Raw genomic sequence first — 25,906 nt, forward strand, 5'->3', positions numbered from 1 at the left:
GACGAGAGCCGGGCCACCGCGTCACACCAGCGGGTACGAGACGTCGCTGACGTCCGTGGAGATGACTCTCCAGGTGGCGCCGACGCGCTGCCAGACCTGGCGGGAGCCATCCGTGAGCAGGACGGTGCCATCCACGCGGTTGGCGACGACGGCGACCGCGCCCTGGGCACCGGGGCTCGCCGCCTGGGTCCCGGGGACCTGGACCCGCCGGACGACGGGCGCGTCCTCCCCGTCGGAGGGGTCGGCGAGCAGGCACAGGTCGGTCGGGTCGTACCAGGCCAGGCCCTCGCGGACGCCGGCGCCGGGAAGAACCCGGACGGCGTCGCCGAGACCGGTCGGGGCGCCGTCGTCGTCACGGACGATGGCAGCGAGCGTGATGGTCGGTCCGGAGCTGCGCACGAGGAGGCGCTCGGACTCGGCCGAGAGGTCGATCGCCTCGATACCGTCCTTGAGCCAGTCCGCGGCGACCTCGGCGCGCAGGCCCTGGGCGTTGACGACCGTGAGCGCGCCGGCCGAGGCGGTCCAGACCCACCCGTGGCGGTCGACGACGGGCGGCAGCATGACGATCTTCGAGGGGTCGTTGGTGTCGGCCGAGAGGACGGCGGCCGCGGCCCTCTCCCCCACCCCGACGCGCAGGAGGCTCGCTCCCGAGAGGACGTAGACGGCGCCGTCGGCGCCGAGCGCCGGGTAACGGGCGTCCTTGGTCCCCAGCACGTCCGAGGTGACGAGGGTGGTGCGCGTCGACGAGGCGCCGCGCACGACGTTCCCGCCGCTCATCCCGACGAGCGCGCCCGGGGAGGCACCCGGAACAGGAAGGTCCGCCGCCTTGCCGAGGTCGTCCGAGCCGGAGCTCGCCGTGACGGTGTCGACGCCGTCGACCTGGGTGAGCGTCGCGCTCAGCTGGGCGACGAGGAGCCCCCGCTGCGCGGCGGTGAGGCTCCCCGCCTCCTCCGAGACGCTGACCTGGGCGGTGCCGCCGCCTGTGACGACGCCGTCGTCGACGAGGGCGAGGCCCTTCGGGACGGCCGTCGTGACGGCGGGCGCGAGCCACGCGGCGGGACCGCCGAGGAGCGCCTGGGCGAGCCCCTTCTCACCGTCGCGTCGCGGCAGGAAGCGCAGGTCGGGGACGAGTCGCTCGCGGTCGCGGGTGAGGAAGTAGACCGGGCGCGCGATGAAGTTGTCGGTGAGAGCCGAGGAGGGCAGGAGGATCCCGCCGGGCAGGTCGACGATGCGCCACTGCCCGGCGGCGTTCGTCGCCAGGGAGTACGAGGCGTCGAGCGTGCTGCCATCGACCTGGGTGAGGACGCCGGTGGAGTCGAGGGAGGCGGTCTGCTCGGCGGAGACTCGCACCGCCCCGTCCTCAGCGACCTCGAGGACGCGGGCCTTGGAGCCCTGGTAGACGCGGACGACGCCGAGCGGTTCCCAGCTCGTCCGAACGGGCCCCAGGAGGAAGCTGCGCGCGGTGGCGAACTCGTCGGAGAAGCCCGCCTCGCAGGCGCGCAGGAAGCCGGAGACGATCTGCTCGACGGTGGCGCCGTCGGCGGGTCCCGCGGCCGTCTGGACGAGGCCGGAGTCGTCCTTCGTGACGGCGTCGGAGCGCGTGACGTCTCCCGAGCGGGGCAACGAGGCGCAGCCGGCCAGCGCGCCGACGGCGGCGCTCCAGCCGAGGGCCGCGAGCGCGCGGCGACGGGTCATGGGGGCGACGGGGAGGAGGCCGCGGGTCATCGCGAAGCTCCCTTCGGGGCGTCGGGGGTCCGGGCGGAGGGGGCGTCGCCGGGGACGCGCACGGTGACGCGCCGGCCGGTCGCTGGTGGCGGGGCCGGGCGGCCGGCGCCGCGTGCCTCGGCGGCGAGGTCGGGGGTCGGGGCGGTCGGGGCCTGCTCGTCCTCGTCGTCGTGGTGGACGCCCTCGGCACGACGGGACACGGGGACGGGCCCGATGGCGGAGCTCGGCGCCGGAGCGGCGGTGTCACGCCGGGACGCGGCCCGTGAGACCGCCGGGGCGTCGTCCGGGACTGCGGTGAGCGGCCAGGGGCCCGTGAGCGCGCCCGGTGTCGCGTCGGGTCCGAGGGTGCGCGGCAGGACCATGAGGAAGGCGGAGCCGTCGCCGGGCCAGCCCCAGTTCTCCAGGGTTCCGCCGTGGAGGTGCGCGTCCTCGAGGGAGATCGACAGGCCGAGCCCGGTTCCGCCCAGGGTGCGCTTGCGCGAGGGGTCGGCGCGGTAGAAGCGGTCGAAGACCTTGCCGAGGACGTCCGGGCTCATGCCGACGCCGTGGTCGCGCACGCGCACCGCGACGATCGTGTCCGTCCCGGCCATGGTCACGTCGATCCGCGGTGGCTCGTCCTCGCGGGCGTGGTCGAGGGCGTTGGTGACGAAGTTGCGGACGATGCGCTCGACGCGCACGGAGTCCATCTCGGCGATGAGGGGCTCGGGCGCTGGGGCCACGGTGATGACGGCGTCGCGCTCGTCGATCTGGACGCGCAGGTCCTCGATGACCCGGGCGACGACGGTGCGCAGGTCGATCTCCTCCACGGAGAGCTGGACGCGGCCGGAGTCGATCCGGGAGATGGCCAGGAGGTCCTCGAGCATGCGGGCGAAGCGGTCGACCTCGCGCTGGAGGATCTCGATGGCGCGCACGGCGAAGGGGTCCTCGATCTCGTCGCGGGCCTCCATGATCTGCTCACTGGCGAGCTGGATGGAGGACAGGGGCGTGCGGAGCTCGTGGGAGACGTCGGAGACGAAGAGGCGCTGGAGCTCGGAGAGGTTCTCCAGCCGCTTGATCTGGGACTCGAGCGCGTCGGCCATGTCGTTGAAGGAGCGCGCCAGCGCGGCGAGCTCGTCCTCGCCCGTGACCTCGAGGCGCTCGGACAGGAGGCCGGAGGCCAGGCGCTGCGCGGCGAGCGAGGTGCGGCGCACGGGGATGAGCACGCGCCAGGTCAGGCCCCACACTCCCAGGATGAGGATGAGGAGGAACCCGACGCCGGCCAGGACGATGGCGCGGGTGGCGGTCGAGATGAGGCGCTGCTCGGGCTCGAGGGAGTAGACGAGGTAGAGGTCGTAGTCGCCGGCCACGGGGAGGCTGGCGCGGGAGCCGACGATGATGCCGGGCGCCGTGCCCTTGCCTGAGGCGGCCGGGACCGACACGGACTGCCAGAACTGGGCTCCCGTGTCCCCCGTGGCGGCCGCGGCGTCGACGGCCTTCTCGAGCTCGGGCGTGACGAGCGAGGACAGGCGGGGGTCGGTGGCGAGGTCGTTGATGGCGGCTGACGAGTCGTCGGAGCCGCTGCGGAGCATGACGACGCCGACCCCGCCGGAGCCGGAGGCGGAGCCCTTGATGCGGGAGACCTCGTCCTGGACGGCGGCGGCCGCCTCGTCGGCGGTGGTGACGGTGGTGTCGTCGAACTCGGACTGGACGCCGGCGACGCGCTGGCGGGCGTCGGCGAGGACGGCGTCGCGGCGGTCGTTGAAGACGTCGTCCCGCACACGGCTCGTGACGCCGGTGAGAAGGAGGGCGATGAGCACGACGCCGGCCACGGTGGCGAGGAGCGCCATGCGGGTGGACAGGCTCCTGCGCGCGGCGAGCACGAGGCGGCGCAGCCGCGGGGGCAGCCACCTCGGCACGGGGCGAGGCGTCGGGGCGCCCGGGGAGCTCGTCACTGGTTCATCATCCCGCGTCCGGGCCGCCGATCCGGTCACGGACAGGCCGCATCACGGCGTCGCCGCGTGAGACGCGCGACCCGCCGGGCGGCGCGCCGGTCGGGCGACCGCACGGGCCTGACCGCGGCGGACGCGCGCTCAGCTCACTTGGACTCGCCGGCCCGGTAGCCGACGCCGCGCACCGTGATGACGATCGCGGGGTGCTCGGGGTCGTGCTCGATCTTGGCGCGGAGGCGCTGGACGTGCACGTTGACGAGACGGGTGTCAGCGGCGTGCTGGTAGCCCCAGACCTGCTCAAGAAGCTCCTCGCGGGTGAAGACCTTCCAGGGGGTGCGGGCCAGCGTGACGAGGAGGTCGAACTCGAGGGGCGTGAGGGCGATGGTCTGGTCACCGCGGTGGACCTGGTGACCGGCGACGTCGATGTCGAGGTCCCCGGCGCGCACGTGCTCCGCGTTGCCGCCGTCGGTGTTGCGGCGGAGCCGGGTGCGGACGCGGGCGAGCAGCTCCTTGGACTTGAAGGGCTTGGTGACGTAGTCGTCCGCGCCGGCCTCGAGCCCGGCGACGACGTCCTGGGTGTCCGTGCGCGCGGTGAGCATGATGACGGGGACGTCGGACTCGGCGCGGATGAGGCGGCAGATCTCCACGCCGTCCAGGCCGGGGAGCATGAGGTCGAGGAGCACGAGGTCGGGGTCCGTGCTCCGGAAGGTCTCGAGGGCCTGGGTGCCGTCAGCGCAGAAGGACGGCGTGTACCCCTCGGACTCGAGCATGATGCCGATCATCTCTGCGAGGGCGGTGTCGTCGTCGACGACGAGGATGCGCGTGCTCATGCCCCTATCTTGGCACGAACATGATCCACACAGCGGGCTTGCGTCACGGACCGGTCACGCACCCGTCCTCCGGGCGGGGACGCGCGCACCGGATCTCCTCCTCCTGGCGGAGGGCACCGAGGCACGGGACGTGCCAGGGTGGGCCCATGAGCGAGAACTCCGGGTGGCTCCCGCCCTCGTCCGACGGCGGCCACGGCACGAGCCCGCAGGACGAGACCCCAGCCCCGCGCTACGGCGCCTACGGCAGCGCCCCCGCAGGCTACCCGTCCTACGGGTCCCGCGGGGCGGACGCCCCTGGCCAGGAGGGCGCCGGGCACCCGGACAGCAGCCACCCCGGCGCGTACCCCACCGGCCTCCCGCCGCAGGGAGGCTGGGGCGGACCGGACGCCGCCGCCCCGTACGCGCAGGGCGCCGGCGCGCCCGGCGGCTTCTTCCTCGCCCCCAAGCCCGGCATCATCCCGCTGCGCCCGCTCGGCATCACCGAGATCATCGGCGGCGCCGTCGAGGCCCTCCGGGCGAACCCGCGCGCCATGTTCCTGCCCGCGCTCGTCGTCATGAGCGTCGTCGGCCTCGTCTCCGCGCTCCTGTCCGGGCTGGCGACGCACTCCCTCGCCTCGCTCGGGACGACGCTCGAGTCCGGCAGCGACCCGACCGAGGCGCAGCTCGCGAACCTCCTGGGCGGAGGCGTCTCGAGCCTCGGCTCGATCACGCTTCAGGGCCTCATCTCGGCGATCGCCACGGCGGTGCTCACGGGGCTGCTCATCGTCGCCGTCTCACGGTCGGTCCTGGGCCGGGTCGCCACCCCGGGCGAGGTGTGGGAGCGGACGCGCCGCCGCGTGTGGGCCCTCATCGGCCAGTCCCTCCTCGTCAGCCTCATCAGCGGCCTCGCCGCCCTCCTCCTCGTCGGTGCCGCCGTCCTCCTCGTCATCGCGATCCTCTCCGCGTCGTCCGACGGCTCGACCACCGGCATCGTCCTGGCGGTCCTCGCCGCGATCGTCGTCGGGCTCGGCGCGATCATCGCGGCCGTGTTCCTCGGGGTCCGGCTGTCGATGTCCTCGGCCGCGCTCATCCTCGAGAACGTCGGTGTCCTCGACGGCATCCGCCGCTCCTGGCGACTCACCAAGGGCTCCTTCTGGCGGGTCCTCGGGATCCTCGTGCTCGCCGCCCTCATCCAGGGCGCCGTCGGAGCGCTCCTCGGCGGTGTCACCGGTGCGCTGACCGGGCTCATCACCGTCACCGCGCCGGACCAGGTCGCCCTCGCGAGCGCGCTGTCCACCTTCCTCTCGGCGCTCCTGTCCGCGCTCATCCTCCCCTTCACCGCCGCCGTGACCGCCCTGACCTACATCGACCTGCGCATGCGCCACGAGGGCCTCGACGTCGAGCTGCGCCAGGCCGCGGGCCGCTGAGCCGGCCGCAGGAACCGGCACCCGAGCCCCGTGGACCTCGCGCTCACGACCGTCGTTCCCGCCCGCGCCCAGCCGCGGGCGGGCACCGTCGTGCGCTCACGGGTCCTCGCCTCGGACGTCCCCGCCACCCCGAGCGCTCAGGAGGCGCGCGACGCCGCGGACCGCGAGCTCGCCAAGCCCGCGTACCACCCGCGCCAGGACGTGCTGGAGGCCGCCCTGACCTGGCTGCGGCACCACCTCGACCCGGCCGGGATCGTGCCCGGCGTCCCCGCGTGGCTCTCCGTCCTCATCGTCGTGCTCGCCGCCGGCGCGCTCATTGCCGCCGTCCTCCTCACGCTCACCAGGTTGTCCGCCGCACGCGCGAGCCGGGTCCCGTCCCACGCGCTCTTCGCCGGCGACGAGCGCGACGCCGCCACGCTGCGGGCGGCAGCGGATGCCGCCGTGACCCGCTCCGACTGGGCGACGGCCGTCATCGAGCGGTACCGCGCCATCATCCGGTCCCTCGACGAGCGCGGCCTCATCGACGACCACCCCGGCCTCACTGCCCACGAGGCGGCGGTCGCTGCCGCTGAGGCGCTCGGCGGCCTCGGGGGCGACCTCGTCTCCGCGGCCAGGGTCTTCGACTTCGTCCGATACGGCGACCTCCTGCCCACGGAGCACCAGGACCAGTCCATGCGCGACCTCGCCGAGCGCGTCGCCGCCGCGGCGCCGCGGGCTCCCGAGTCCTCCCCCGCCCCTGAGCGCTGGACGGTGCGCCGATGAGCGCTCCCGTCCTCCCCTCCGCCGCGGCCGATGAGGACCAGGTCCTCGGGGCGCCCGAGCGCGAGCGCCTGCGCCGGTGGCGGCCGTTCGCCGTGGCGCTCACCGTGCTCCTCGCCGTCGCCCTCCTCACCAGCTGGACGCGCCCGGCCACCTCGAGCACCCCCCTCGCACCCACCAACCCAGGGGATGACGGCGCCCAGGCGCTCGCCGCGCTGCTCCACGACGAGGGCGTCTCCGTCACCACCGTCACGAGCGTCGACGACGCCGTCGCCGCTTCCTCGCAGCAGCACGCCACCGTCGCCCTCGTCAACGCCGGCTCGCTGAGCACCGCCGACCGGAAGCGCCTCGCCGCCGCCGGGGGCGACGTCACCATCATCGGCTCCACCTACCAGTCCCTCACCGGTCTGACGGACCTGACCCCCACGGGCGCCTCGGCCGGGACGGGCACCGCGCTCAGCGCCCAGTGCGAGGACCACGACGCCGTGGCCGCCGCGACGCTCCGCGGCTCCAAGGGAGCCGTGACGGTCGACGGCGTTCCCGGCGCCGTCGGCTGCTTCCCCGTCAAGGACGACGCCTACGCCTACGCCACGGCTCCCCTGTCCTCCGGCGCCGTCCTGCGCGTCGTCGCGGACCGGGGCGCCCTCACGAACGCCCGGCTCGCCACCGCGGGCGAAGCCGCCCTGGGCGTCCGGGCCCTGGGGCACCACGACCGCGTCGTCTGGCTCGACGCCGCCCACCTGGAGCCGCCCAGCGTGTGGGACACGACGGTCGTGCCGCCGTGGGCTCCGGTCGTCCTGGCCCAGCTCGGGATCGCCGTCCTCGCCCTCGCCCTGGTCCGCGGGCGCCGGATGGGACCGGTGATCGTCGAGGACCTGCCGGTCGTCGTGCGGGCGACGGAGACCACCCGCGGTCGCGGCCGGCTGTACCGCCGGGCCGGCGACCGCGAGCACGCCGCACGCGTCCTGCGCACGGCCACCGCGACTCGCCTGGGCCGACGACTCGGCGTGCCCGCGGGCACGGGCGCCGACGAGCTCGTCGGCGCCGTCGCCCGCACGACCGGCCGACCCGAGCCGCTCGTCCGCGAGACGCTCACCGGCGCCCCACCCACCGATGACCAGTCCCTCGTGGACCTGGCCGTCCAGCTCGACCGACTCGAGAGCGAGGCAGAGAACTCATGAGCACCTCACCGGACCACGGCGCCGTCCCCGCAGAGGATCGGAACGACCCGCACTCCCGGCTCGTCGCCGTCCGCGGCGAGGTCGGCAAGGCCGTCGTCGGGCAGGACGGCGCCGTCACAGGCCTCGTCATCGGGCTCCTCGCCGGCGGGCACGTGCTGCTCGAGGGCGTCCCGGGCGTCGCCAAGACCCTGCTCGTCCGGTCTCTCGCGGCGTCCCTCGACCTGGGGACCAAGCGCGTCCAGTTCACCCCGGACCTCATGCCGGGCGACGTCACCGGCTCCCTCGTGTACGACGCGCGCACCGCGGAGTTCTCCTTCCGCGAGGGGCCCGTCTTCACGAACCTCCTCCTGGCCGACGAGATCAACCGCACGCCCCCGAAGACCCAGGCGGCGCTCCTCGAGGCCATGGAGGAGCGGCAGGTGAGCGTCGACGGCGAGCCCCGGCGCCTGCCGGACCCCTTCATGGTCATCGCGACCCAGAATCCCGTCGAGTACGAGGGCACGTACCCACTGCCGGAGGCCCAGCTGGACCGCTTCCTCCTCAAGCTCGTCCTGCCGCTGCCGGACCGCGCCGACGAGCTCGAGGTCCTCAGCCGCCACGCCGCAGGCTTCAGCCCCGGGGACCTCGCGGCCGCGGGCCTGCGCGCCGTCGCAGGACCCGGGGACCTCGCTCGCGCCAGGGAGCAGGTCCGCACGATCGGCGCCTCCCCGGAGGTGCTCGGCTACGTCGTCGACCTCGTCCGCGCCACCCGGCAGGCGCCGAGCGTGGCGCTCGGGGTCTCGCCGCGCGGCGCGACCGCGCTGCTGGCGGCCGCCCGCGCCTGGGCGTGGCTGTCGGGCAGGTCCTTCCTCACGCCCGACGACGTCAAGGTCCTCGCTGCGCCGGCCCTGCGCCACCGCATCACCCTGCGCGCCGAGGCCGAGATGGAGGGCGTCACCACGGAGTCCGTCATCGCCGGCGTCCTGCGCACGGTCGAGGTCCCCCGCTGAGGCCGCCGTGTACCTGACGACGCGCACGGTGTGGACGCTCCTGGCGGGCGTCCTCGTCGTCGTGCTCGTCCCGCGCCCGGCGACCGTCCTGGTGCTCGCGCTCGCCGTGACCGCCCTCGCCCTCCTCGACGTGCTCCTCGCGCCCTCGCCCCGCTCCCTGCGCGTGTCCCGGGACCTGCCCCGTTCCGCCCGCCTCGGAGAGACCGTCACCGAGACCCTCACCGTGAGCTCGAGGGCGTCGCGGACGGTGCTCCTCGAGGTGCGCGACGCCTGGCCGCCCTCGGCCGGAGCGGTCGGCGAGCGCGGCTCGCTCGCGATCCCGCCCGGCGAGCGACGGCGCCACCGCACCGCGCTCACCCCGACGCGCCGGGGCGACCGGCGAGCCGAGCGGGTCACGGTGCGCGTGCGCGGCCCGCTGGGGCTCGCCGGCCGGCAGGCCTCGCTGTGCGCGCCCGCCACGCTGCGCGTCCTGCCCGCCTTCTCCTCCCGGCGTCACCTCCCGAGCCGGCTCGCCCGGCTGCGCGAGATGGACGGCCGCAGCGCCGTCCAGGTGCGCGGCGCGGGCACCGAGTTCGACTCGCTGCGGCAGTACGTCGCCGGCGACGACGTCCGCTCCATCGACTGGCGCTCGACGGCTCGTCGCGGTGACGTCGTCGTGCGCACGTGGAGGCCCGAGCGGGACCGCCGCGTCCTCATCGTCCTCGACACGGGCCGCGCGGCGGCGGCTCGCCTGGGCGAGGGCACGCGCCTGGACGCTCAGATCGAGGCGGCCCTGCTCCTCGCGGCCCTCGCCTCGCGCGCGGGTGACAGGGTGGACGTCGTCGCGCTCGACGAGGCGCTGCGCGCACAGGTCCGGGGCGAGTCCGGTCCCGCGCTCATGAGCGCGCTCGCGGACGGTCTGGCCCCCGTCGAGCCCGCCCTCACCGAGACGAGCTGGCCCCTGGCGGCGGCGACCGTGTCCCGCTCGCTGTCGCAGCGCGCCCTCGTCGTCGTCCTCGCCGGGCTGGAGGGCTCGAGCGCGGACGCCGCCACCCTGCGCGCGCTCGCACCGATCGTCCGCGAGCACACGGTGCTCCTCGCCTCGGCGACGGACCCGGAGCTGGCCGCCCTGAGCGCCCGGCGCACCGACTCGGAGAGCGCCTACGTCGCCGCCGCCGCCGAGCAGGACCTCCTCGAGCTCGCGGCCGCTCGGGACCGTCTGCGCCGCGCGGGCGCCGAGGTCGTCGAGGCCTCCCCCGAGACCCTCGCTCCCGCGCTCGCCGACGCCTATCTCGCGCTCAAGGCGGCGGGTCGGCTGTGAGCGCTGTCGTCCTCAGCAGACCCGTGGAGGCACCGGTCCCGCCGGCCCCGGGCTCCGCCCCGTGCGGGGCGGGCTCAGACGGCCTCCGGCAGGACCGCCCCGGCCTCCTCGGCGTCGAGGTCACCGGTCTCCCCGAGGGAGACGGCCCGGCCGCCCAGCACGATCGTGTAGGCCCACAGGGCCGCGAGCGCCAGGACGCCGATCGCGATCTTGAGGGCCCACGGGACGGGGGCCGGAGTCACGAAGGCCTCGATGACGCCGGAGACCGCGAGCGCCCCGGTGAGGGCGACGGCCACGGTGATGAGGGTGCGGCCCTCCTCTGCCAGCGCGCGTCCGCGCGAGCGCTGCCCGGGGACGAGGAGCGTCCAGCAGAGGCGCAAGCCGGCTCCGCCGGCGACGAAGACGCAGGTGAGCTCGAGCAGGCCGTGCGGGCTGATGAGTGCCAGGAACAGGCCGAAGTGGCCGTGGTCGGCCATGATGGCGCCCGCCTGCCCGACGTTGACGGCGTTGGCCCACAGGACCCAGGCCGGCAGGACGCCGGTGACGCCGCCTGCGACGCACAGGGCCGCGATCCGGGCGTTGTTCGTCCAGACCAGCCCGGCGAAGTCCTGGGCGGAGTAGGTGGAGTAGTAGGCCTCGAAGGAGTGCTGGGCGTAGGCGTCGAGCTCGCTGGGCGAGCCGAGGGCGGCCATCGCCTCAGGACTGCGCAAGGTCCAGACGCCCACGACGACGGCGACGAGCACCGAGGCGGCGGTGACGCCGAGCGTCCACCAGCGCACCCGGTACAGGGCGGCCGGCATCGTGCGCGTCAGGAAGCGACCGAGGTCCGAGGCGCGCGACTCGCGGGTCCCGGTGACGCGGCCACGGGCACGCGCGAGGCGGGTCGAGAGCTCGGCGACGAGCTGCGGGTCCGGGGCCGAGGTCCGCACCTGCGAGAGGTGACGCGCCGTGAGGCGGTAGAGGGCGACGAGCTCGTCGGCCTCGGCGCCGCTCAGGCGGCGGCGGGAGGCGAGCGCGTCGAGCCGGTCCCACTGGTCCCGGTGCGCCGCGCTGAAGGCATCGATGTCCACGGAGGGAGTCTGTCATGGTGAGTGAGCCCGTCTCCTCGTCCGAGCGGATGATCGAGCAGGACCGCGTCGTCACGGGCGAGGCGGTCGCGCTCGACGTCGTCCCCGCGACGCTGGGGAACCGGATGGTCTCCGGGGTCATCGACTACGGCCTGCAGGCCGCGGGCCTCGTGCTGTCCCTCATCACCTGGTCGGTGGTCCTCCCGCAGCAGTCGGACGCGGCGGAGGTGACGCAGGCGGCCCTCATCGCCGCCTTCTGGCTGCTCCTCCTGCCGCTCGCGGTGGAGACGCTGTCGCGGGGACGATCGGCGGGGCGGCTCGTCGTCGGCACGCGGGTCGTGCGCGACGACGGCGGCGCTGTCCGACTGCGCCACTGCCTCGTGCGGGTGCTCCTGGCGGTGATCGAAATATGGGCGTCATCGGCCGTGCTCGCGGTGTGCTCCTGCGCGGTGACGCGCCGCGGCAAGAGGCTCGGCGACCTGCTCGCGGGAACCTATGAGGTGCGCGAGCGGGACGGGTCGCAGGCCGCTCCCCCGCTCCTCATGCCTCCCGAGCTCGCCGGATGGGCCGCGGAGGCGGACATGGGGGCCCTGCCCGGCAGGTTGACGCTGGCAGCCCGGACCTTCCTCCAGCGCGCGTCCTCGACACGGCCCGAGGCGCGGGCGCGCCTGGGACGGCAGCTGGCCGACGCGGTGGCGCCCCACGTGGCTCCCGCCCCGCCCGCGGGGACGCACCCGGAGCGCTTCCTCGCGGCGGTCCTCGTCGAGCGGAGGGACCGCGAGATGGCGCGCGAGATGGACGACCGGGACCGCGACGAGGCGGCGGCCACGCGGGCGCTCCGTCCTCGCTACGGCGTCTGAGGCGCGGGCGACCCAGCGCCTCAGGCCAGCGGGCTCGCCTCGTGGGCGAGCAGGATCGGCACGCCGTCGCGCACCGGGAAGGACAGGCCGGCCTGCGGCGAGTCGAGGCGGGGCTCCCCGTCGCGACCGACGGCGTCGACGAGCTCACCGCCGGTGACGGGGCAGCGCAGGTCCGCGCGGAGCCAGGCCGCCACGACGGGGGTGGCGGGGGCCGGGGAGCCGTTGGTGGTGCTCACGGGGTCAGTCCTCCTTCTCGCCGCGCAGCACCCGCAGGTGGCCGCGGCGCAGGATCTCGCCGTCGCCCAGGCCCGTGAGGTGGCTGGGGAGCTCGGCGGGGTCGTGGGTGATGGGGCCCGGCATGATGCCGCCCGGTCGGCCCGCGTGCTCAGCGGGCTGCGGGCGGGGCCGCGGGGCGCGCGAGGCCTCGCGGACGGCGTCCGCCAGGGCGGTGAGGTCGTCGTCGCTCGGCGGTGCCGGGGCAAAGTCGGTGGCGAGGCGGATGACCTGCCAGCCGCGGGGCGCTGTGAAGGACTCGACGTGCTTCTCGCACAGGTCGTAGGCCTCGGGCTGGGCCTCGGTGGCGAGCGGGCCCAGGACGATCGTGGAGTCCGCGTAGACGCTCGTCAGGGTCGCCACGGCGGGGTTCTCGCAGCCGGGCCTGCGGCAGCGTCGGACGGTTCTCACGGCGGCAGGCTATCGCGCGCCCGCCGCGCGGCCGAGCGCGCCACTCGGGCCGGACGGGGACCTAGGGTGTGCTCCATGACGCCCACCGAGCCGAGACCCCGCCGGTCCCCCGCGCAGGCGCCGCGCAGCTCGCGGCGCCGCGACCGTCACGGGCGCGGCCTGCGGGGCCCGCTCCTGCCGCCGGGGCTGCCTGCGTGGCGCACGCGCGCGGAGCGCTTCGACGAGATGGTCATCACCGCCGCGGACGAGCTGGCGGCGCAGTGGCCCCAGGTGGAGTCGATCCAGTTCGCGGTCGAGGAGGTCCCGCCGTCGGACCCCGCCCCCTGGGAGCGCGGCGCCGTCCTCGGGCGCGGCTTCGCGGCAGAGCCGCGCGCCGGTCTGCCGGCCCGGGTCGTGGTCTACCGCCGTCCCGTGTCCTCGCGGGCGCAGGACGACGAGGAGCTCATGGAGCTCGTGCGGCGCGTCGTCGTCGAGCAGGTGGCTCTCATGCTGGGGCGTCGTCCGGAGGAGATCGACCCCGAGGGGTACTGAGGGACGTTCCCCGTCCGCCCCGGCGCAGGGGCGGCCCCGCTCAGCCGAGCCTGATCCGCCGCTCGGCGAGGGCCTGGGCGTCCGCGACCGGGCTCAGGGTCGAGATGAGGGTGCCGGCGGCGTCGCACTTCACCTTCGCGGTGACGACGACGGCCGCGGTGACGTCCCGACCGGGCTCCCCGGACATTGTCACGGCGTCGACGTCGTCGGGCACCTTGGCCGCGACCGTCGTGCCGGCGGGGACGTCGACGTCCGTGGACCAGCCGCCGTCGGCGGAGGCGAGGTGGACGGTCGTGTCGCCGAGCGCGGCGTCGCCCGAACTCGTGAGGAGGAGCTGCGGCGTCAACCCGTCGGAGCGCGGCATCGAGACGGTCCCAGCCTGGACCGCTGAGGGCTGCCCGGCCTGGGCCCAGGCGACGTCGTGGACGAGGACGCCAGAGGCCTCGGGGTACTCCCCCGCGCTGCGCACGAGGCGAACGGCCGCCACGACGGGCTGGTCGGAGGTGACGCGCACGCCGTAGGCGCCCGGAGTGACGCCGGCAAGGCTGACGTCGAAGACGGCGCCCGGGTCGATGGTGACGGACTCGGCGCCGGGCAGGACCTCCGAGCCGTGCTCGCCCTCGATGGTGAGGGTGACGGTGGCGGGCTCGGTTCCGGGGTTGGCGACGCGCACGGCGGGTGCGTCGGAGGAGGAGGCTCCGTCCTTCTCCTCCTCGCCCTGGTCGGCGACCTTCGTGAGGACGACGCCAGGAACGGTGAGGTCGGTCGACGGAGCGGCGCCCGGAGTCAGCACCTCGGTGCCGGCCGGCGTCTCGCCGTCGAGGGACTCGGTGGCCAGGGAGACGCCGAGGGCGCCGTCGTCCGCCTCGACGCCGACGGCGACGCGGTCGGAGGCGTCCGGGGCGGTCTCGAGCAGGACGGTGCGGGTCTCGCCCGCCGGGACGGAGACGGCACCGCCGGAGGGAAGGCTGAGCTCGCCAGTGGAGCCGAGGAGAGTGACGTGGGCGGTGACGGAGGTCGATCCGGGGTTGGTGAGGCGCAGCTCGGCGGAGGAGCCGACGGCCGCCGAGCCGCCGACGATCCAGGAGACGGCGCTCGGGGGCGCGCAGGAGGCGGTCGTGAGGCCGCGCAGGTCACCGTCCGGGGACAGGCTGGTGACGACGCCGGACGCCCCACCGCGCTCCCGCGCGGAGCCGGCTGCGGCAGTCGACGAGGCCGTGGGGCTCGCCGTCGCGGAGGGCGAGGCGCTCGCGGCGGACTCCTCGAGGCGGATGACGCCGCCCTCGGCGTCCTTGCCGCTCCAGGTCGGGTCCGCCTTGAGAGTCTCGCCGTCGTAGCTGAGGGTGCCGGTTCCGGTGAGGCTCGTGATGGCGGTCCCCGTCGTCGCCTTGCCGACGGTGACGGCGCCGATCGTGTCCGAGGGGCCCGCGGGGCACACGTAGCTGACCGCGCTCGACGGTGCGGGCACGGCGTGCGCCGCGACCTGCGGGGAGGTGGCGCGGGGCGCGACGGCGCCCCACCACGTGAGCCCCCCGACCGCGGCGAGGGCGGCCGCGGAGACGGCGAGGCCGCCGGTGCGGCGGGCGGCGCGGGCGAGGCGGGTCATGCGGCGGTCCTCCTGCGTCGCAGGGGCAGGGAGGCGAGGGCGGCGACGGCCCAGGAGACCCAGATCGCGGGTGCGAGGAGGTGCTGCCACCCGTCGTCGTGGGCGAGGACGAGGCGGCCGCCCTCGGCGGGGACGGTGAAGGCCTGGCGCCAGGTGCCGGAGGTGGTCCCGGGCGCGGTGGTCGCGGTGAGGGCCCGGCCGTCGAGGGTCGCGCGCCAGCCGTCGTCGGCACGCTCAGCGAGGACGAGGACGCGCTGCACGCCGTCCTTCGCACCGGGCAGGTCCGCGGTGACGCGGCCGGCGCTGGAGCCGCTGGTGGAGACGACGGTCGAGCGCGCGGAGGCACCGGCGCCGGTGACGAGGGCGGCGCGGGCCGGCTCGCCGGTAGCGGGCTGGACGCGCCAGGACGTGCCCGTCGTCGTGGTGGCGAGCTGGTCGAGGCCGTCGGTCGAGTCGAGGCCCGTGCGCGCGGTGGCCGTGGCCTCGTCGCCGGTCCGGGCCTGGAGGACGACGACGGCGACGTCGTGGGCGGCCAGGTCGGCAGCGGCGTCGGGGTCCTGGCCGCTGGTCGCGCGGGCGACGGCGTCGGCGAGGGAGGCGTCAGCCGAGTCCGTGAGGACGGTGGGGATCGTGCCGTCCAGCGCTGGGTCGCTCGTGGTGCTGCCCTGGTAGGAGCCCGTAGGGCGCAGGGCGCCGTCGGCGTGCTCGTCGACCCGCTCGCGGCGCTGGGCGGACAGGACGTCGGGGAGGGCGTCGACGAGCCGGGTGCCGTCGCCGCGCCAGAGGGTCGCCGTGAGGGAGTCCCCGTCGGAGCTGAGGAGGAGGACGCGGCCGGAGGTCCGCGAGGAGGCGATGTCCTCGGCGATGAGGGGGACGGCTCGGGAGGCGGGGTGCAGGGCCATGAGCTCGGCGTCAGCGCCCGTCGCGGTGGAGCGAGCCGCCTGGGCGGCCCACGCCCCGCCGACGGCGACGGGGACGAGGAGGCAGGCCGTGCCGAGGACGCCGAGGAGGACGTGGCGCCAGCCGACGCGGTGGCGGACGAGTGCGGAGCGAGCCGCGTCGCCGGCGGCGAGCACGGTGGCGATCATGCCGGCGAGGGCGAGGGACAGCCCGGCACCCGGCCAGGCGCGCACGAGGACCTCGCCGGTGCCGTCGGGCGCGGTGCCGATGGCGGTGGTGACGCGGACGGCGACGGCGGCGAGGGCCAGGCCGCCCACGACGAGGAGCGCACCTGTGCGGGCCCGGTGGCCGCGGTGGCCGCCGAGGAGGAGACCGAGGACCGCGAGGGCCGGGGTGACGGCGAGGGTGGCCTTGAGGGCGAGCGAGACAGTGGGGCTGGGCGCGAGCGTGTCGAGGTCGACGGGCGAGCCGAGGAGGAGCTCGACGGCGCTCGGGGCGCTCGCGGCGACGGGGGCCCCGGCCTCGGTGAGGAGGTAGCGGACTCCCTCGCCCCAGGCGTGCCCGGAGCCGGTGAGCTCCCAGGCCCTCGTCCACGCGGGGGCGGCGGTGAGGAGGACGGGAACCGCGGTGAGGAGCAGGCGTGCGGCCGAGCGCCGGGCCGCGACGGCCAGGCCCCCGAGGAGGAGCAGGACGATCGGCGCCGTGGCCGGCTCGGCCGCGACGACGAGGCACAGCAGGAGCCCGGCGACGGCGGCCGCCGCGGCGGAGCCGGGTCCGTACTGCTCGGTCGCTGCGGCACGGACGGCGGCGCCGTGAGCGGTGGTCGCGGCGACGACGACGCCCTCGGCGTCGTCGAGGACCGGGGTGGCGGGGTCGTCGTCGACGGGGCCGTCGCCGAGCCCGGCGTGCGCAGCGGCGGTGCCGGTGGTGCCCGAGTCGTGCGCAGGGGCGACGACGTCGGAGGCGGCGTCGGGCTCGAGAGCGTCTGCGTCCCGGGGCTCGGGCGGGTCGGCGTGCGCCCGGGTGACGCCCGTGCGGGCGTCCACGACCTGTGAGGGCCCGGCAGCGCCCGCGGCAGCGGCGGTGGCCGGGGCGGCGTCGTCGGGCTCCTCCCCCAGGTGGGCGAGGTCCTCGACGCGCTCCGAGGCGAAGCGGTCGAGCTCGGCCTTCTCCTCGGCGGAGGCGTGGTGCGCCCCGACGAGGCCGGAGAGGACGACGTCACGGCGGTCGGCGCCGACCGCGCGGGACAGGGCGGTGAGCGCCCACGGCAGGACGAGGTGGACGAGGAGGGCGGGCAGCCGCCCCTGGCCGAGCGAGAGCAGGAGGGTGGGCGCGAGGGCCCAGGTGAGTGCCGCCCAGGCGCGCAGGCTGGTGCGGCGGGTGATCGTGCCGGCCGCGTACCAGGCGCCGAGGGCCGCGAGCGGGACGCCGAGGACGAGCACGGCGTGGACGAGGTCGTCGCCGGTGAGGCCGAGGCGGCTGACGAGGGCGACGGGCACCGCGATGATCGCCAGGAGCGGGTTCATGGCGCTCGGGTAGCCGTCACCGGCAGGGACCCACGTGCCCCAGGCGGTCGCCCACAGCTCGTGCCAGTCCTGGCCGACGCGGGTCAGGGCGCCGCCCGCGACGAGACGCGTCGCGAGGACCCGGCTCGTGCCGAGCAGTCCGAGGGCGGCGGTGACGACGAGGCTGGCGCCGAGGACCCGGCGCCGACGACGACGGGCGGCCGCCAGCTCCCGCAGCTCGAGCTCGCTGGGCGCGGCGGCGCGCTCGAGGCGCTCGCGCTCCTGCCGGGCGACGTCGCGCCGTGCGGCGCGGATCTCGGCGGGCGTCGCGTAGAGGTCGGAGAGGACCGAGCGCGGGACGCTCCGCAGGCCGTGGAGACGGCGGCGTCCCTCACGGATGGTGCGCGCCGAGCGGAGGGCGGCCCAGGCCGCGGCGGTCTCGTCGCGGGCGAGGGCGGGCTCCTTGGCGAGGAGGCGCCACAGCGAGCGGGCGAGACCCAGGAGGAGGATCCAGGGCAGGAGCAGCAGCAGGGGGCGGTTGGAGAAGGTGGCCCAGGCGCGCAGCTGGGCGGTGCGGCGCGCGCGGTAGGAGCGGTCGGCGTCCGGGTCGCCCTCCTGGGCGAGGGCGGCGAGCTGCTCGTCGACCGGCGGCTCCGTCCCGCCCTCTGATCGGCGGCCGCGCTCGTCGTGCGCGGCCTCGCGGTGCCGGCCGGGGCCCCGCAGCCCGAGGTACGAGGCGCGGCGGTGGCGGACCCTCGCGCTGGGCACGAGGACGACGCGGTGGCCTGCGAGCCGGGCGGCGCGGCTCAGCTCAAGGCCGTCGCCGAAGGGGCCGAAGGCCGGCGAGGGGCCGCCCACCTCGTCCCAGAAAGTCCGTCGGACGAGGGCCCCTGCGGTGCCGACGGCGAGGACGTCGGAGCGCTCGTCGAGCTGTCCCTGGTCGATCTCGCCGTCGACGACGTCGAGAGCGCGCCGGGCGGAGCGGGTGGTGCGCAGTCCGGCCTCGAGGAGGCGGCTCGGGTCGTCCCAGTCAACCTGCTTGGGGCCGAGGACGGCGGCCGAGGGGCTCGCGGCGGCAGTGGTGACGAGACGCTCGAGGCAGTCGGGCTCGGGTGCGGAGTCGTCGTGGAGGAGCCAGAGCCACGCGGTCGCGGGCGTCCCGGGATCGGAGGACCGGGTGGTGCCGCCGGTGCCGGCTCCGAGGCGACGAGCCTCCGAGCGGGTGATGGGCGAGCGGGCGTCGGCCGGGCCGTCGAGGCGGCCGGTCTCACGCCGCTCGCCGCGCGGACCGAGCCGGAGGCGTTGGCGCGACTGGTCGTGGTCGGCGTCGGAGCGCCGGTCCGGAGCAAGTGCCGAGGTGGGGACTGAGGTCCGTCCGTCGGGGCGGCGGTGCGTGCGTCGGCGGTTGCCCTCGGCGACGAGATCCCGGTACAGCGCGAGGCCCCGGTTGACGGCGTCACCGAAGGTGGTCGCCTCGGGCGCCCGGACGATACGGACGTCAGCGACGTCGTCGAGCCCGGAGCCGTTGACGCACTCCTCGACCGGGGTGCCGTCACCCAGCCCGTTGTCCCGGGAGCAGACGTCGACGAGGAGGACGACGTCGGGCGGGAGGGTCTGGCCCGCGACGGCGCGGAGGGTGCGGTGGAGATAGGGGGTCGTGCCGGCGGAGACGACGACCGCGAGGGTCTCAGCAGAGACGGTGGGACCGGCGAGGCTCGAGGCGCTCGCCGGGCTCATACCGCGCGGCGCTTGAGCTTGCGGCGCTCGCGCTCGGACAGGCCGCCCCAGATCCCGAAGCGCTCGTCGTTGGCGAGGGCGTACTCGAGGCACTCCTCACGGACCTCGCAGGTGGCGCAGACGCGCTTCGCCTCGCGGGTCGAGCCGCCCTTCTCCGGGAAGAAGGCCTCGGGGTCGGTCTGCGCGCACAGAGCGCGCTCCTGCCACGCGAGGGGGCCCTCGTCGACCTCGTCACCGCCGAAGAGGAGCAGGAGTGCCTCGTCGTCGGCGTCGTCGGTCCTGGTGATCGGACCGTCGCCGAGGATGTTCCACACGATGGCGTCCCTTCGAACTGGCTTCTGGTTACCAGTGGAAATTACACGGGTGTAGGACGGGTGAGTCAAGCCGGGCGGGTCGAATTCACCCACTCGTGACGAAACCGCATCATGCTGCGGTTTCGTGAGGGTGAAGTGAGACCTGGACCACGCCCCACGGGTGAAGTCGGACGGGTGTGCACGCCGCTGGCAACAACCACGCAGGGATCCCGCAACCCCCATTCTCACGGGGGCTCACGACGGCGGTCCCCGCCGTCCACCACGCGACCCTCTTCTGCTTTGATGGCGCCATGACTGACGCCCTCGCAACGATCCTCCCCCAGCGGTCCGACGCCGATCGGCCCTGGCTCGTCTGGTACGCACCCGAGGAGCGAGTCGAGCTCTCCGGGCACGTCCTGGCCATGTGGGAGGCGAAGACGGCGGGTTTCATCACAGTTGAGTCACGACCTGGCGCCCTCGTGCACGTGGCCCTGCCCGTCCACTGGCGCACGGTCACCTGGTGCACGGGCACGTGGGCTGCCGGATCCCCCGCCCTCCTGACCGACGGCACGACCGCCGACTCGCTCGTGGAGGCGGGCGAGGCGGCAGCCGGACTGTCCGTCGCGATGGAGCCAGGACTCCTGAGCGAGGAGGCGGAGGCTCAGGCCCTGGTCCCGGCCGCCTCGCTCGCGGTCCGCTGGCCGGGCGAGCTGCCGCCGCTCGTGCTCGACGGGCTGGCCGACCTCATGACGCACCCCGACCAGTACACCGGGCCGCAGGTGCCCGGATCGGCCACCGCGATCCTGGAGGCGGCGGACGGGAGGACGAGGGCGCTCAGCCGGGACGAGCTGGTGTCGGGACTGCCGCAGGCGGGCGCGGGCCCGGACGGCCCACGGGCAGTCCTCGTGCGCGAGGACGAGCCGCTCGACGCGGTGCGCGGCGTCCTGGCCGCGTGGCGCGCGGGCCGGACAGCCGTCCTGCTCTCCCCCGACGCCGACGACGCACTGGCGGCGACGGCGGCACGTCAGGAGGGTGCGGCGCTCTGACCCGTCACGCCGGCGGCGACCGCAGCGGCCGGGACCGGCGCCTCAGGGCACGTCGGCCTGGACGACCGATCCCCGCCCCTCAAGGGCCAGGGTGCGCTCGTCGGCGCCGACGAAGGCGGCTTGGCCTCGCCGCAGCGCGAGCGAGCCCGCCGGGGTCGTCGCGGCGACCTCGCCGTCGAGGCAGAGGAGGACGCGGGGGCCGCGGCCCGGCACCTGCACGCGGCCGTCCTCGGGGACGACGTCAGTGACGAGGAGCTCGAAGTCGTCGACGGGCGCGTAGTAGGCGCGGGTGGCCCGTGACAGGTACTCCGGGGCGGGCCGGACCGGTGGCGCGGCGACGTAGTCGACGCAGGCGAGCATCTCGGGCACGTCGACCCGCTTGACCGTGAGCCCGGCACGCAGGACGTTGTCCGAGGAGGCCATGATCTCCACACCGAGACCGGAGACGTAGGCGTGGACCGAGCCCGCCGGGACGAAGAGCGCCTCCCCCGGACGAAGCGTCACGGGGTTGAGGAGGAGGGCCGCGGCGAGACCCGGGTCCCCGGGGAAGGCGTCGGCCATGGCGACGGCGTTGGCGTCGACACGGGGCGAGGGCGACGTCCCCGCCGCGAGGCGCGCGGCGAGCTCCGCGACGAGGCCGGCGACCTCGTCGCCGGAGGGGCGCGTCGCCGGCTCGACGAGGTCGCTGAAGACCTGGCGGATGCCGAAGCGCGTCGGGTTGAGGCGGAGCGTGCGCCGCATCCGGCGCGCGAGGGGCGAGTCGAGGCCCGCGAGGACCTCTCCGACGCGCCGCGGGGCTCGGAAGCCGGCGACCGCCTCGAAGGTCTCGATCGCGAGGACCATCTCAGGCTTGTGGTTGGAGTCCTTGTAGTTGCGCTCGGGCGCTTCGGGCGCGAGGCCCGCGCGATTCTCTCGGGCGTACCCCTCACCGGCCTGCTCGAGGGAGGGGTGGACCTGGAGCGAGAGGGCCTGGGCCGGGGCGATGAGCTTGAGGAGGAAGGGGAGCTGCGGGCCGAAGCGCCGGACGACGTCCTCGCCGAGGAGCCGCTCTGGAGCGGAGTCGATGAGCGACTCGAGGGTGCGGCCCGAGGCGAGCCTGGTCGGGCCACCCGGGTGCGCCCCGAACCACTGCTCGGCCCAGGGACGCCCGTCAGCTGGCACGCCGAGGATCTCGGGGATCGCTGACGTCGAGCCCCAGGCGTAGGTCTGCCGGGCGCCGTCGAGTCTCTCCATGGGCGCGACGGTACCTGGCGCAGGCCGTGCGGTCCGCACACGGCGTCCGCGCGGTGACGGGCATCATGTCGCGGAGACGCGTTCGTGACCTATGGTCTGGCGAATTCGTACGAGGACGGCGGTCCGCAGGCTCGTCGTTCGAGTGGGAGGCCCGGCGGAGCCCGGCCGACCCGCGACCGCTATCCCACGACGAAGGAGCACCCATGCCCCGCACTCGAGCACGTCTCACCACCGCCGCCCTGGCCACCGCGATCGGACTGGCACCGGCTGCGGTGGGTGTGGTGTCGGCGTCGGCCTCCGCCGCGACGATCCAGTCGGGCGGCTACACCATCCTGGGCGCCATCGGCGACCTGTGGACCGCCCAGGGCGGCGCGAGCGGCTGGCTCGGCAGCCCCCGCAGCAACGAGATGCCCGCCCGCGGCGGCATCTACCAGCAGTTCGACGGCGGAACCGTCTACTGGTCGGCCACCACCGGAGCGCACGCCGTGCACGGCGCCATCTTCGGCGCCTACGCCGCCCTCGGCTACGAAGGCAGCTACCTCGGTCTGCCGGTCACCAACGAGACCGCCACCACCGGCGGCGTCTACCAGCGCTTCCAGGGCGGCACCATGTACTGGTCCGCCGCCGGCGGAGCCCACGCCGTCCACGGCGCCAACCTCGACGCCTACGGCCGCTACTCCTACGAGCGCGGACGCCTCGGCATGCCCCTGACCGACGAGACCGCCACCACCGGCGGCGTCTACCAGCGCTTCCAGGGCGGCACCATGTACTGGTCCGCCACCACCGGCTCCCACCCCGTGTGGTCCGGCATCCTCAGCCTCTACGCCGCCAAGGGCTACGAGCGAGGCAGCCTGGGCATGCCCACCACCGACGAGTACAGGAACTCCGACGGCCGCACCCGCCAGGACTTCACCGGCGGCTCCCTCTATTGGGGCACCACCAGCACCACCGCCAGCACGGACTCCCAGCGCTCCACCATCATCGCGACCGCGCGGGCTCAGGTCGGCAAGCCGTACCTGTTCGGCGCCGCGGGCCCCAGCGCCTTCGACTGCTCGGGCCTCACGAGCTACGCGTACAAGGCGGCCGGCGTCACGCTCCCCCGGACCTCGGAGCAGCAGTCCAAGGTCGGCACGCGCATCTCGGCGGCCCAGGCGCAGCCTGGGGACCTCCTGTGGTGGCCGGGCCACGTGGCCGTCTACGCGGGGAACGGCATGCTCTACGAGGCCGCCAACCCGTCGACCGGCGTGCGCTACGGCTCCGTCTGGGGATCGCCCGTCTACATCCGAGTGCTCTGAGTCGCACCGCACGCGGGCGCAGACGGGGTCCGCTCCGGTCACAGTGACGCAACCGTTCGGGATCCTTGCGCCGACGAGCGGGCGCTCGGCCGTCGAAATACGTCAGACTGTGCCCATGCGTGGCATCATCCTGGCCGGCGGTTCCGGCACACGACTCAACCCGATCACCCTCGGCACCTCGAAGCAGCTGGTCCCGGTCTACGACAAGCCGATGGTCTACTACCCGCTCAGCACGCTCATGCTCGCCGGGATCCAGGACGTCCTCGTCATCACGACGCCGCACGACGCCGCCAGCTTCCACCGTCTGCTCGGAGACGGCTCCCAGCTCGGCGTCAACCTGTCCTACGCCGTCCAGGAGGAGCCGAACGGCCTCGCCCAGGCCTTCGTCCTCGGTGCTGACTTCATCGGTGGCGAGCCGGCTGCCCTCGTGCTGGGCGACAACATCTTCTACGGTCCCGGCATGGGCACGCGCCTGCGCCGTCACACCACCCCGGAGGGCGGCGTCGTCTACGCCTACCAGGTGGCCGACCCCCGCGCCTACGGCGTCGTCGAGTTCGACGAGGACTTCAAGGCCCTCTCGATCGAGGAGAAGCCCTCCGAGCCGAAGTCCGACTACGCCGTGCCCGGTCTGTACTTCTACGACAACGACGTCGTCGAGATCGCCAAGAACCTCAAGCCCTCGGCGCGCGGCGAGTACGAGATCACCGACGTCAACCGGACCTACCTGGAGGCAGGCCGTCTCACGGTCGAGGTCCTCCCCCGAGGGACCGCCTGGCTTGACACCGGAACCTTCGACTCCCTGGCCGACGCGACGAGCTTCGTGCGCACCATCCAGCACCGCCAGGGCCTCAACATCGGGTGCCCCGAGGAGATCGCGTGGCGCAACGGCTTCATCGACGACGAGGGCCTGCGCCGGCGCGCTGAGCCGCTCGTCAAGTCCGGCTACGGGCAGTACCTCCTCGGCCTCCTCAAGCGCGAGGTTCGCTGACCGTGGTGTCCACGGGAAGCCCCGCTGTTTTTCCCGACGCGGCGATCAGCACTCGCACTCTTCCGCGGGCTCGTCAAATCTCCGTGTTCCCCGTCGTCACATTCTTGGCGCTGCTCGTCGCCGTCACCTTAGAACTCACGGGGGAGTCGACGGGAGCTTGGGCCGAGGTGTTCGGCCAGCACTCCTCGGCAAAGCTTCTGGCTGGACGTCCGCGTGACATCACGTCTGACATGTGGCAGGTCCAGGCTTCCTGGGTCGCCGCACAGATCGCCCACGGCTTCCCCACGCTCAACTCCGCACTGCCGGGCGGGATGGACACGACGATCCAGAACGACCTCCCGACTCACGACTGGTCGGTCATCTTCCGTCCGCACACGTGGCTTCTCCTGACCGGCGACCTCGCCCGAGGAATGGCATGGCGCTGGTGGCTGCCAGGCTGGGCGGCTCTTAGCTCCATCCACGTCTTCGTCCGCTCCCTGCACCCGAGCCAGCGCACGGCGTCCTGGATGCTTCCCTTCGTCATCCTGCTCAGTCCGCTCGTGCAGTGGTGGTGGCGTCCGACGACGCTGTGGCCCATCGCGATGTGCTTCCTCGGACTGACCGCCGTTGTGTGGGCCCAACGCGCACATCGGCCCCGAGGCCCCGTCGTTTGGGCAGCACTCACTGGTTACGTCGTGGTGACAACAGCGATGAGCATCTACGTGCCCTATATCGTCCCGTGCGCGCTGGTCATGACCCTTGGTTCCGTCGGCCTGTGCCTCAACGAGGGCCGAGGTCGCGGTTGGCGCGAGGTTCTTCACTCACTCATTCCACTTGCCTCCAGCGCCCTCGCCGCCGTGGGCGTGCTGGGGCTGTGGGTGGCGACCCGGTGGAGCACGGTGCGGGCCGTCCTCGGCACCGTCTACCCGGGCCAGAGGCTCACACCGACGGGGGGCTGCTCCCAGCACCCCGGTGAGTGCCTCGCCACCTTCGCTGGAGCATGGTCTCGAGCGATCGCACACAATGCGGGCCTCGGTGAACTCGGCGGTAATTCACTCGAGGCTTCGACTGGCCTGCTTATCTGCCTCGTCCTTGCCGCACCCCTACTGCTCAGAGTGGTTGCGGGCGCTCGCAGACGCCGGATGGACTGGCTCGCTGTGAGCGTCCTCATTGCGATGGGGCTGACCTTTGCTTTCTCCCTCGTGCCCCACTGGGACACGCTCGCTCACCTCCTCCTGCTGGACCGCAGTTTCTCAACGCGCATGCGCCTGGCCCTCGTCGTCCTCGACGTCGTCGCCGTTGCCTGCCTGCTCGGCCCCGCGGCCGAGTCCCCACGTACCAGTCACGCGAGCGCCCTCCTCGCAGCAGCAACCGCCTTCGGGACATTCGTCGTCGTCAGGCACCTCCTGCCGCGCTACACGTCCGAGGACTTCTATGCCAACCGCGGTGCCATCGCCATCTCTCTGACCGTGGGCATTGGCGCGGTGCTCGTCGTCCTGCGCCACCCGCGAATCGGTACGGCTCTCCTCGTCGTCGCCGCTCTCGCCGCTGGAAACGGTATCAACCCCCTTTACCGCGGTTACACCGACCTGCGTCAGACACCACTGGGACGAGCCATCCGGGCAGAAGCCTCAACGAATCCGACGGGTCGCTGGGTCGCCGTCGCTGGTAAGACGAGCTATGTCGAGACGGCGGCCGTCACTGATGTCCTCCTAGCCGTCGGAGTGACGTCCTACAACGCCGTCCAGACGTACCCGTCAAGGGAGATGTGGTCGGAGATAGACCCGTCAGACACCTACGAGAACGAGTGGAACCGCCTCGCCAACATCACGTGGACCAGCGCTCCAGAGACGGGCGATCCGGTCGTCACGAATCCCGCCCAGGACCAGATCTCTATCACCTTCGATGCCTGCGCAACCTTTGCCCAGAAGAACATCACATTCGTCGTGTCAACGGACAAGCTTGACCAGGCCTGCCTCGGCGACGAGCAGGAAGTAGCCGACGGCAACGGTGAAACAACCTTCCTCTACGAGATTGAGCCAACCACGCCGTAGCAAGCAGGGA

At 74.3% G+C, this 25,906-nt stretch carries 21 protein-coding genes; 11 read left to right on the forward strand and 10 right to left on the reverse strand.

Going from position 1 to position 25,906, the window contains the following annotated elements; genetic code table 11:
- Positions 1-21: 21 nt before the first annotated feature.
- The 3 genes from IXW69_RS00685 to mtrA all read right to left on the reverse strand — a co-directional run bounded on the left by IXW69_RS00685 (position 22) and on the right by mtrA (position 4,483).
- Positions 22-1,725: a GerMN domain-containing protein gene (locus IXW69_RS00685; protein WP_194784464.1), complete on the reverse strand. Its 1,704-nt coding sequence runs from the start codon at positions 1,723-1,725 to the stop codon at positions 22-24.
- A complete protein-coding gene (mtrB, locus tag IXW69_RS00690) occupies positions 1,722-3,656 on the reverse strand; it encodes an MtrAB system histidine kinase MtrB (protein ID WP_323745096.1) in 1,935 nt (644 codons plus the stop codon). The genes IXW69_RS00685 and mtrB overlap by 4 nt, the downstream gene beginning before the upstream one ends.
- Before the next feature lie 143 nt (positions 3,657-3,799).
- Entirely contained in the window at positions 3,800-4,483 is a 684-nt protein-coding gene (mtrA, locus tag IXW69_RS00695; RefSeq protein WP_194784465.1) for an MtrAB system response regulator MtrA, read from the reverse strand.
- Positions 4,484-4,629: 146 nt separating this feature from the next.
- Between mtrA and IXW69_RS00700 the strand changes: the two genes are divergently transcribed.
- The 5 genes from IXW69_RS00700 to IXW69_RS00720 are packed head-to-tail and all read left to right on the forward strand — an operon-like array spanning position 4,630 to position 10,118.
- Positions 4,630-5,889, forward strand: coding sequence for a glycerophosphoryl diester phosphodiesterase membrane domain-containing protein (locus IXW69_RS00700; protein WP_194784466.1), 1,260 nt, complete (start codon positions 4,630-4,632; stop codon positions 5,887-5,889).
- Positions 5,890-5,919: 30 nt separating this feature from the next.
- Positions 5,920-6,651 (forward strand): DUF4129 domain-containing protein, encoded by a 732-nt coding sequence (locus tag IXW69_RS11955; RefSeq protein WP_194784467.1) that lies wholly within the window; start codon positions 5,920-5,922, stop codon positions 6,649-6,651.
- Positions 6,648-7,829, forward strand: a complete 1,182-nt coding sequence (locus tag IXW69_RS00710) for a DUF4350 domain-containing protein (protein WP_194784468.1) — start codon at positions 6,648-6,650, stop codon at positions 7,827-7,829. Before IXW69_RS11955 ends, IXW69_RS00710 begins: the two co-directional genes overlap by 4 nt.
- Positions 7,826-8,818 (forward strand): AAA family ATPase, encoded by a 993-nt coding sequence (locus tag IXW69_RS00715; protein ID WP_194784469.1) that lies wholly within the window; start codon positions 7,826-7,828, stop codon positions 8,816-8,818. Before IXW69_RS00710 ends, IXW69_RS00715 begins: the two co-directional genes overlap by 4 nt.
- Before the next feature lie 7 nt (positions 8,819-8,825).
- Positions 8,826-10,118: a DUF58 domain-containing protein gene (locus tag IXW69_RS00720; protein ID WP_194784470.1), complete on the forward strand. Its 1,293-nt coding sequence runs from the start codon at positions 8,826-8,828 to the stop codon at positions 10,116-10,118.
- A 74-nt stretch (positions 10,119-10,192) separates the two neighbouring features.
- Here the strand turns inward: IXW69_RS00720 and IXW69_RS00725 are convergent, their stop codons facing one another.
- Entirely contained in the window at positions 10,193-11,188 is a 996-nt protein-coding gene (locus tag IXW69_RS00725) for a stage II sporulation protein M (RefSeq protein ID WP_194784471.1), read from the reverse strand.
- Between the two features lie 14 nt (positions 11,189-11,202).
- Between IXW69_RS00725 and IXW69_RS00730 the strand changes: the two genes are divergently transcribed.
- Positions 11,203-12,045, forward strand: a complete 843-nt coding sequence (locus IXW69_RS00730; protein WP_194784472.1) for an RDD family protein — start codon at positions 11,203-11,205, stop codon at positions 12,043-12,045.
- A 20-nt stretch (positions 12,046-12,065) separates the two neighbouring features.
- On the opposite strand, the gene IXW69_RS00735 is transcribed toward IXW69_RS00730, so the two are convergent.
- Complete coding sequence (locus IXW69_RS00735) at positions 12,066-12,281, reverse strand: Trm112 family protein (RefSeq protein ID WP_194784473.1); 216 nt, start codon at positions 12,279-12,281, stop codon at positions 12,066-12,068.
- Positions 12,282-12,285: 4 nt separating this feature from the next.
- The gene (locus tag IXW69_RS00740; RefSeq protein WP_194784474.1) at positions 12,286-12,729 is read right to left on the reverse strand and encodes a DUF3499 domain-containing protein; all 444 of its coding nucleotides are present in this window, start codon (positions 12,727-12,729) and stop codon (positions 12,286-12,288) included.
- A 75-nt stretch (positions 12,730-12,804) separates the two neighbouring features.
- Between IXW69_RS00740 and IXW69_RS00745 the strand changes: the two genes are divergently transcribed.
- A complete protein-coding gene (locus tag IXW69_RS00745; protein WP_194784475.1) occupies positions 12,805-13,260 on the forward strand; it encodes a metallopeptidase family protein in 456 nt (151 codons plus the stop codon).
- Between the two features lie 40 nt (positions 13,261-13,300).
- On the opposite strand, the gene IXW69_RS00750 is transcribed toward IXW69_RS00745, so the two are convergent.
- The 3 genes from IXW69_RS00750 to IXW69_RS00760 are packed head-to-tail and all read right to left on the reverse strand — an operon-like array spanning position 13,301 to position 19,259.
- Positions 13,301-14,866 carry a DUF5719 family protein gene (locus IXW69_RS00750; protein ID WP_194784476.1) on the reverse strand — a complete coding sequence of 522 codons (1,566 nt, stop codon included), beginning with the start codon at positions 14,864-14,866 and terminating at the stop codon, positions 13,301-13,303.
- On the reverse strand, positions 14,863-19,008 hold the full coding sequence (locus IXW69_RS00755) for a glycosyltransferase (RefSeq protein WP_194784477.1): 4,146 nt from the start codon (positions 19,006-19,008) through the stop codon (positions 14,863-14,865). The genes IXW69_RS00750 and IXW69_RS00755 overlap by 4 nt, the downstream gene beginning before the upstream one ends.
- The gene (locus IXW69_RS00760; protein ID WP_228524462.1) at positions 19,005-19,259 is read right to left on the reverse strand and encodes a WhiB family transcriptional regulator; all 255 of its coding nucleotides are present in this window, start codon (positions 19,257-19,259) and stop codon (positions 19,005-19,007) included. Before IXW69_RS00760 ends, IXW69_RS00755 begins: the two co-directional genes overlap by 4 nt.
- Positions 19,260-19,612: 353 nt before the next feature.
- Between IXW69_RS00760 and IXW69_RS00765 the strand changes: the two genes are divergently transcribed.
- The gene (locus tag IXW69_RS00765; protein WP_194784478.1) at positions 19,613-20,347 is read left to right on the forward strand and encodes a TIGR03089 family protein; all 735 of its coding nucleotides are present in this window, start codon (positions 19,613-19,615) and stop codon (positions 20,345-20,347) included.
- Positions 20,348-20,389: 42 nt separating this feature from the next.
- On the opposite strand, the gene manA is transcribed toward IXW69_RS00765, so the two are convergent.
- Positions 20,390-21,580 carry a mannose-6-phosphate isomerase, class I gene (manA, locus tag IXW69_RS00770; protein WP_194784479.1) on the reverse strand — a complete coding sequence of 397 codons (1,191 nt, stop codon included), beginning with the start codon at positions 21,578-21,580 and terminating at the stop codon, positions 20,390-20,392.
- Positions 21,581-21,783: 203 nt separating this feature from the next.
- Here manA and IXW69_RS00775 point away from each other — a divergent pair, with 203 nt between their 5' ends.
- From IXW69_RS00775 to IXW69_RS00785, 3 genes are all read left to right on the forward strand, one after another.
- On the forward strand, positions 21,784-22,875 hold the full coding sequence (locus IXW69_RS00775; protein ID WP_194784480.1) for an NlpC/P60 family protein: 1,092 nt from the start codon (positions 21,784-21,786) through the stop codon (positions 22,873-22,875).
- A 115-nt stretch (positions 22,876-22,990) separates the two neighbouring features.
- Positions 22,991-23,863, forward strand: coding sequence for a glucose-1-phosphate thymidylyltransferase RfbA (gene rfbA / locus IXW69_RS00780; protein ID WP_194784481.1), 873 nt, complete (start codon positions 22,991-22,993; stop codon positions 23,861-23,863).
- Positions 23,864-23,946: 83 nt separating this feature from the next.
- Positions 23,947-25,896: a DUF7657 domain-containing protein gene (locus tag IXW69_RS00785; protein ID WP_194784482.1), complete on the forward strand. Its 1,950-nt coding sequence runs from the start codon at positions 23,947-23,949 to the stop codon at positions 25,894-25,896.
- Positions 25,897-25,906: the final 10 nt, after the last annotated feature.

This window comes from Actinomyces haliotis (assembly GCF_015355765.1).
GTDB lineage: Bacteria > Actinomycetota > Actinomycetes > Actinomycetales > Actinomycetaceae > Actinomyces > Actinomyces haliotis.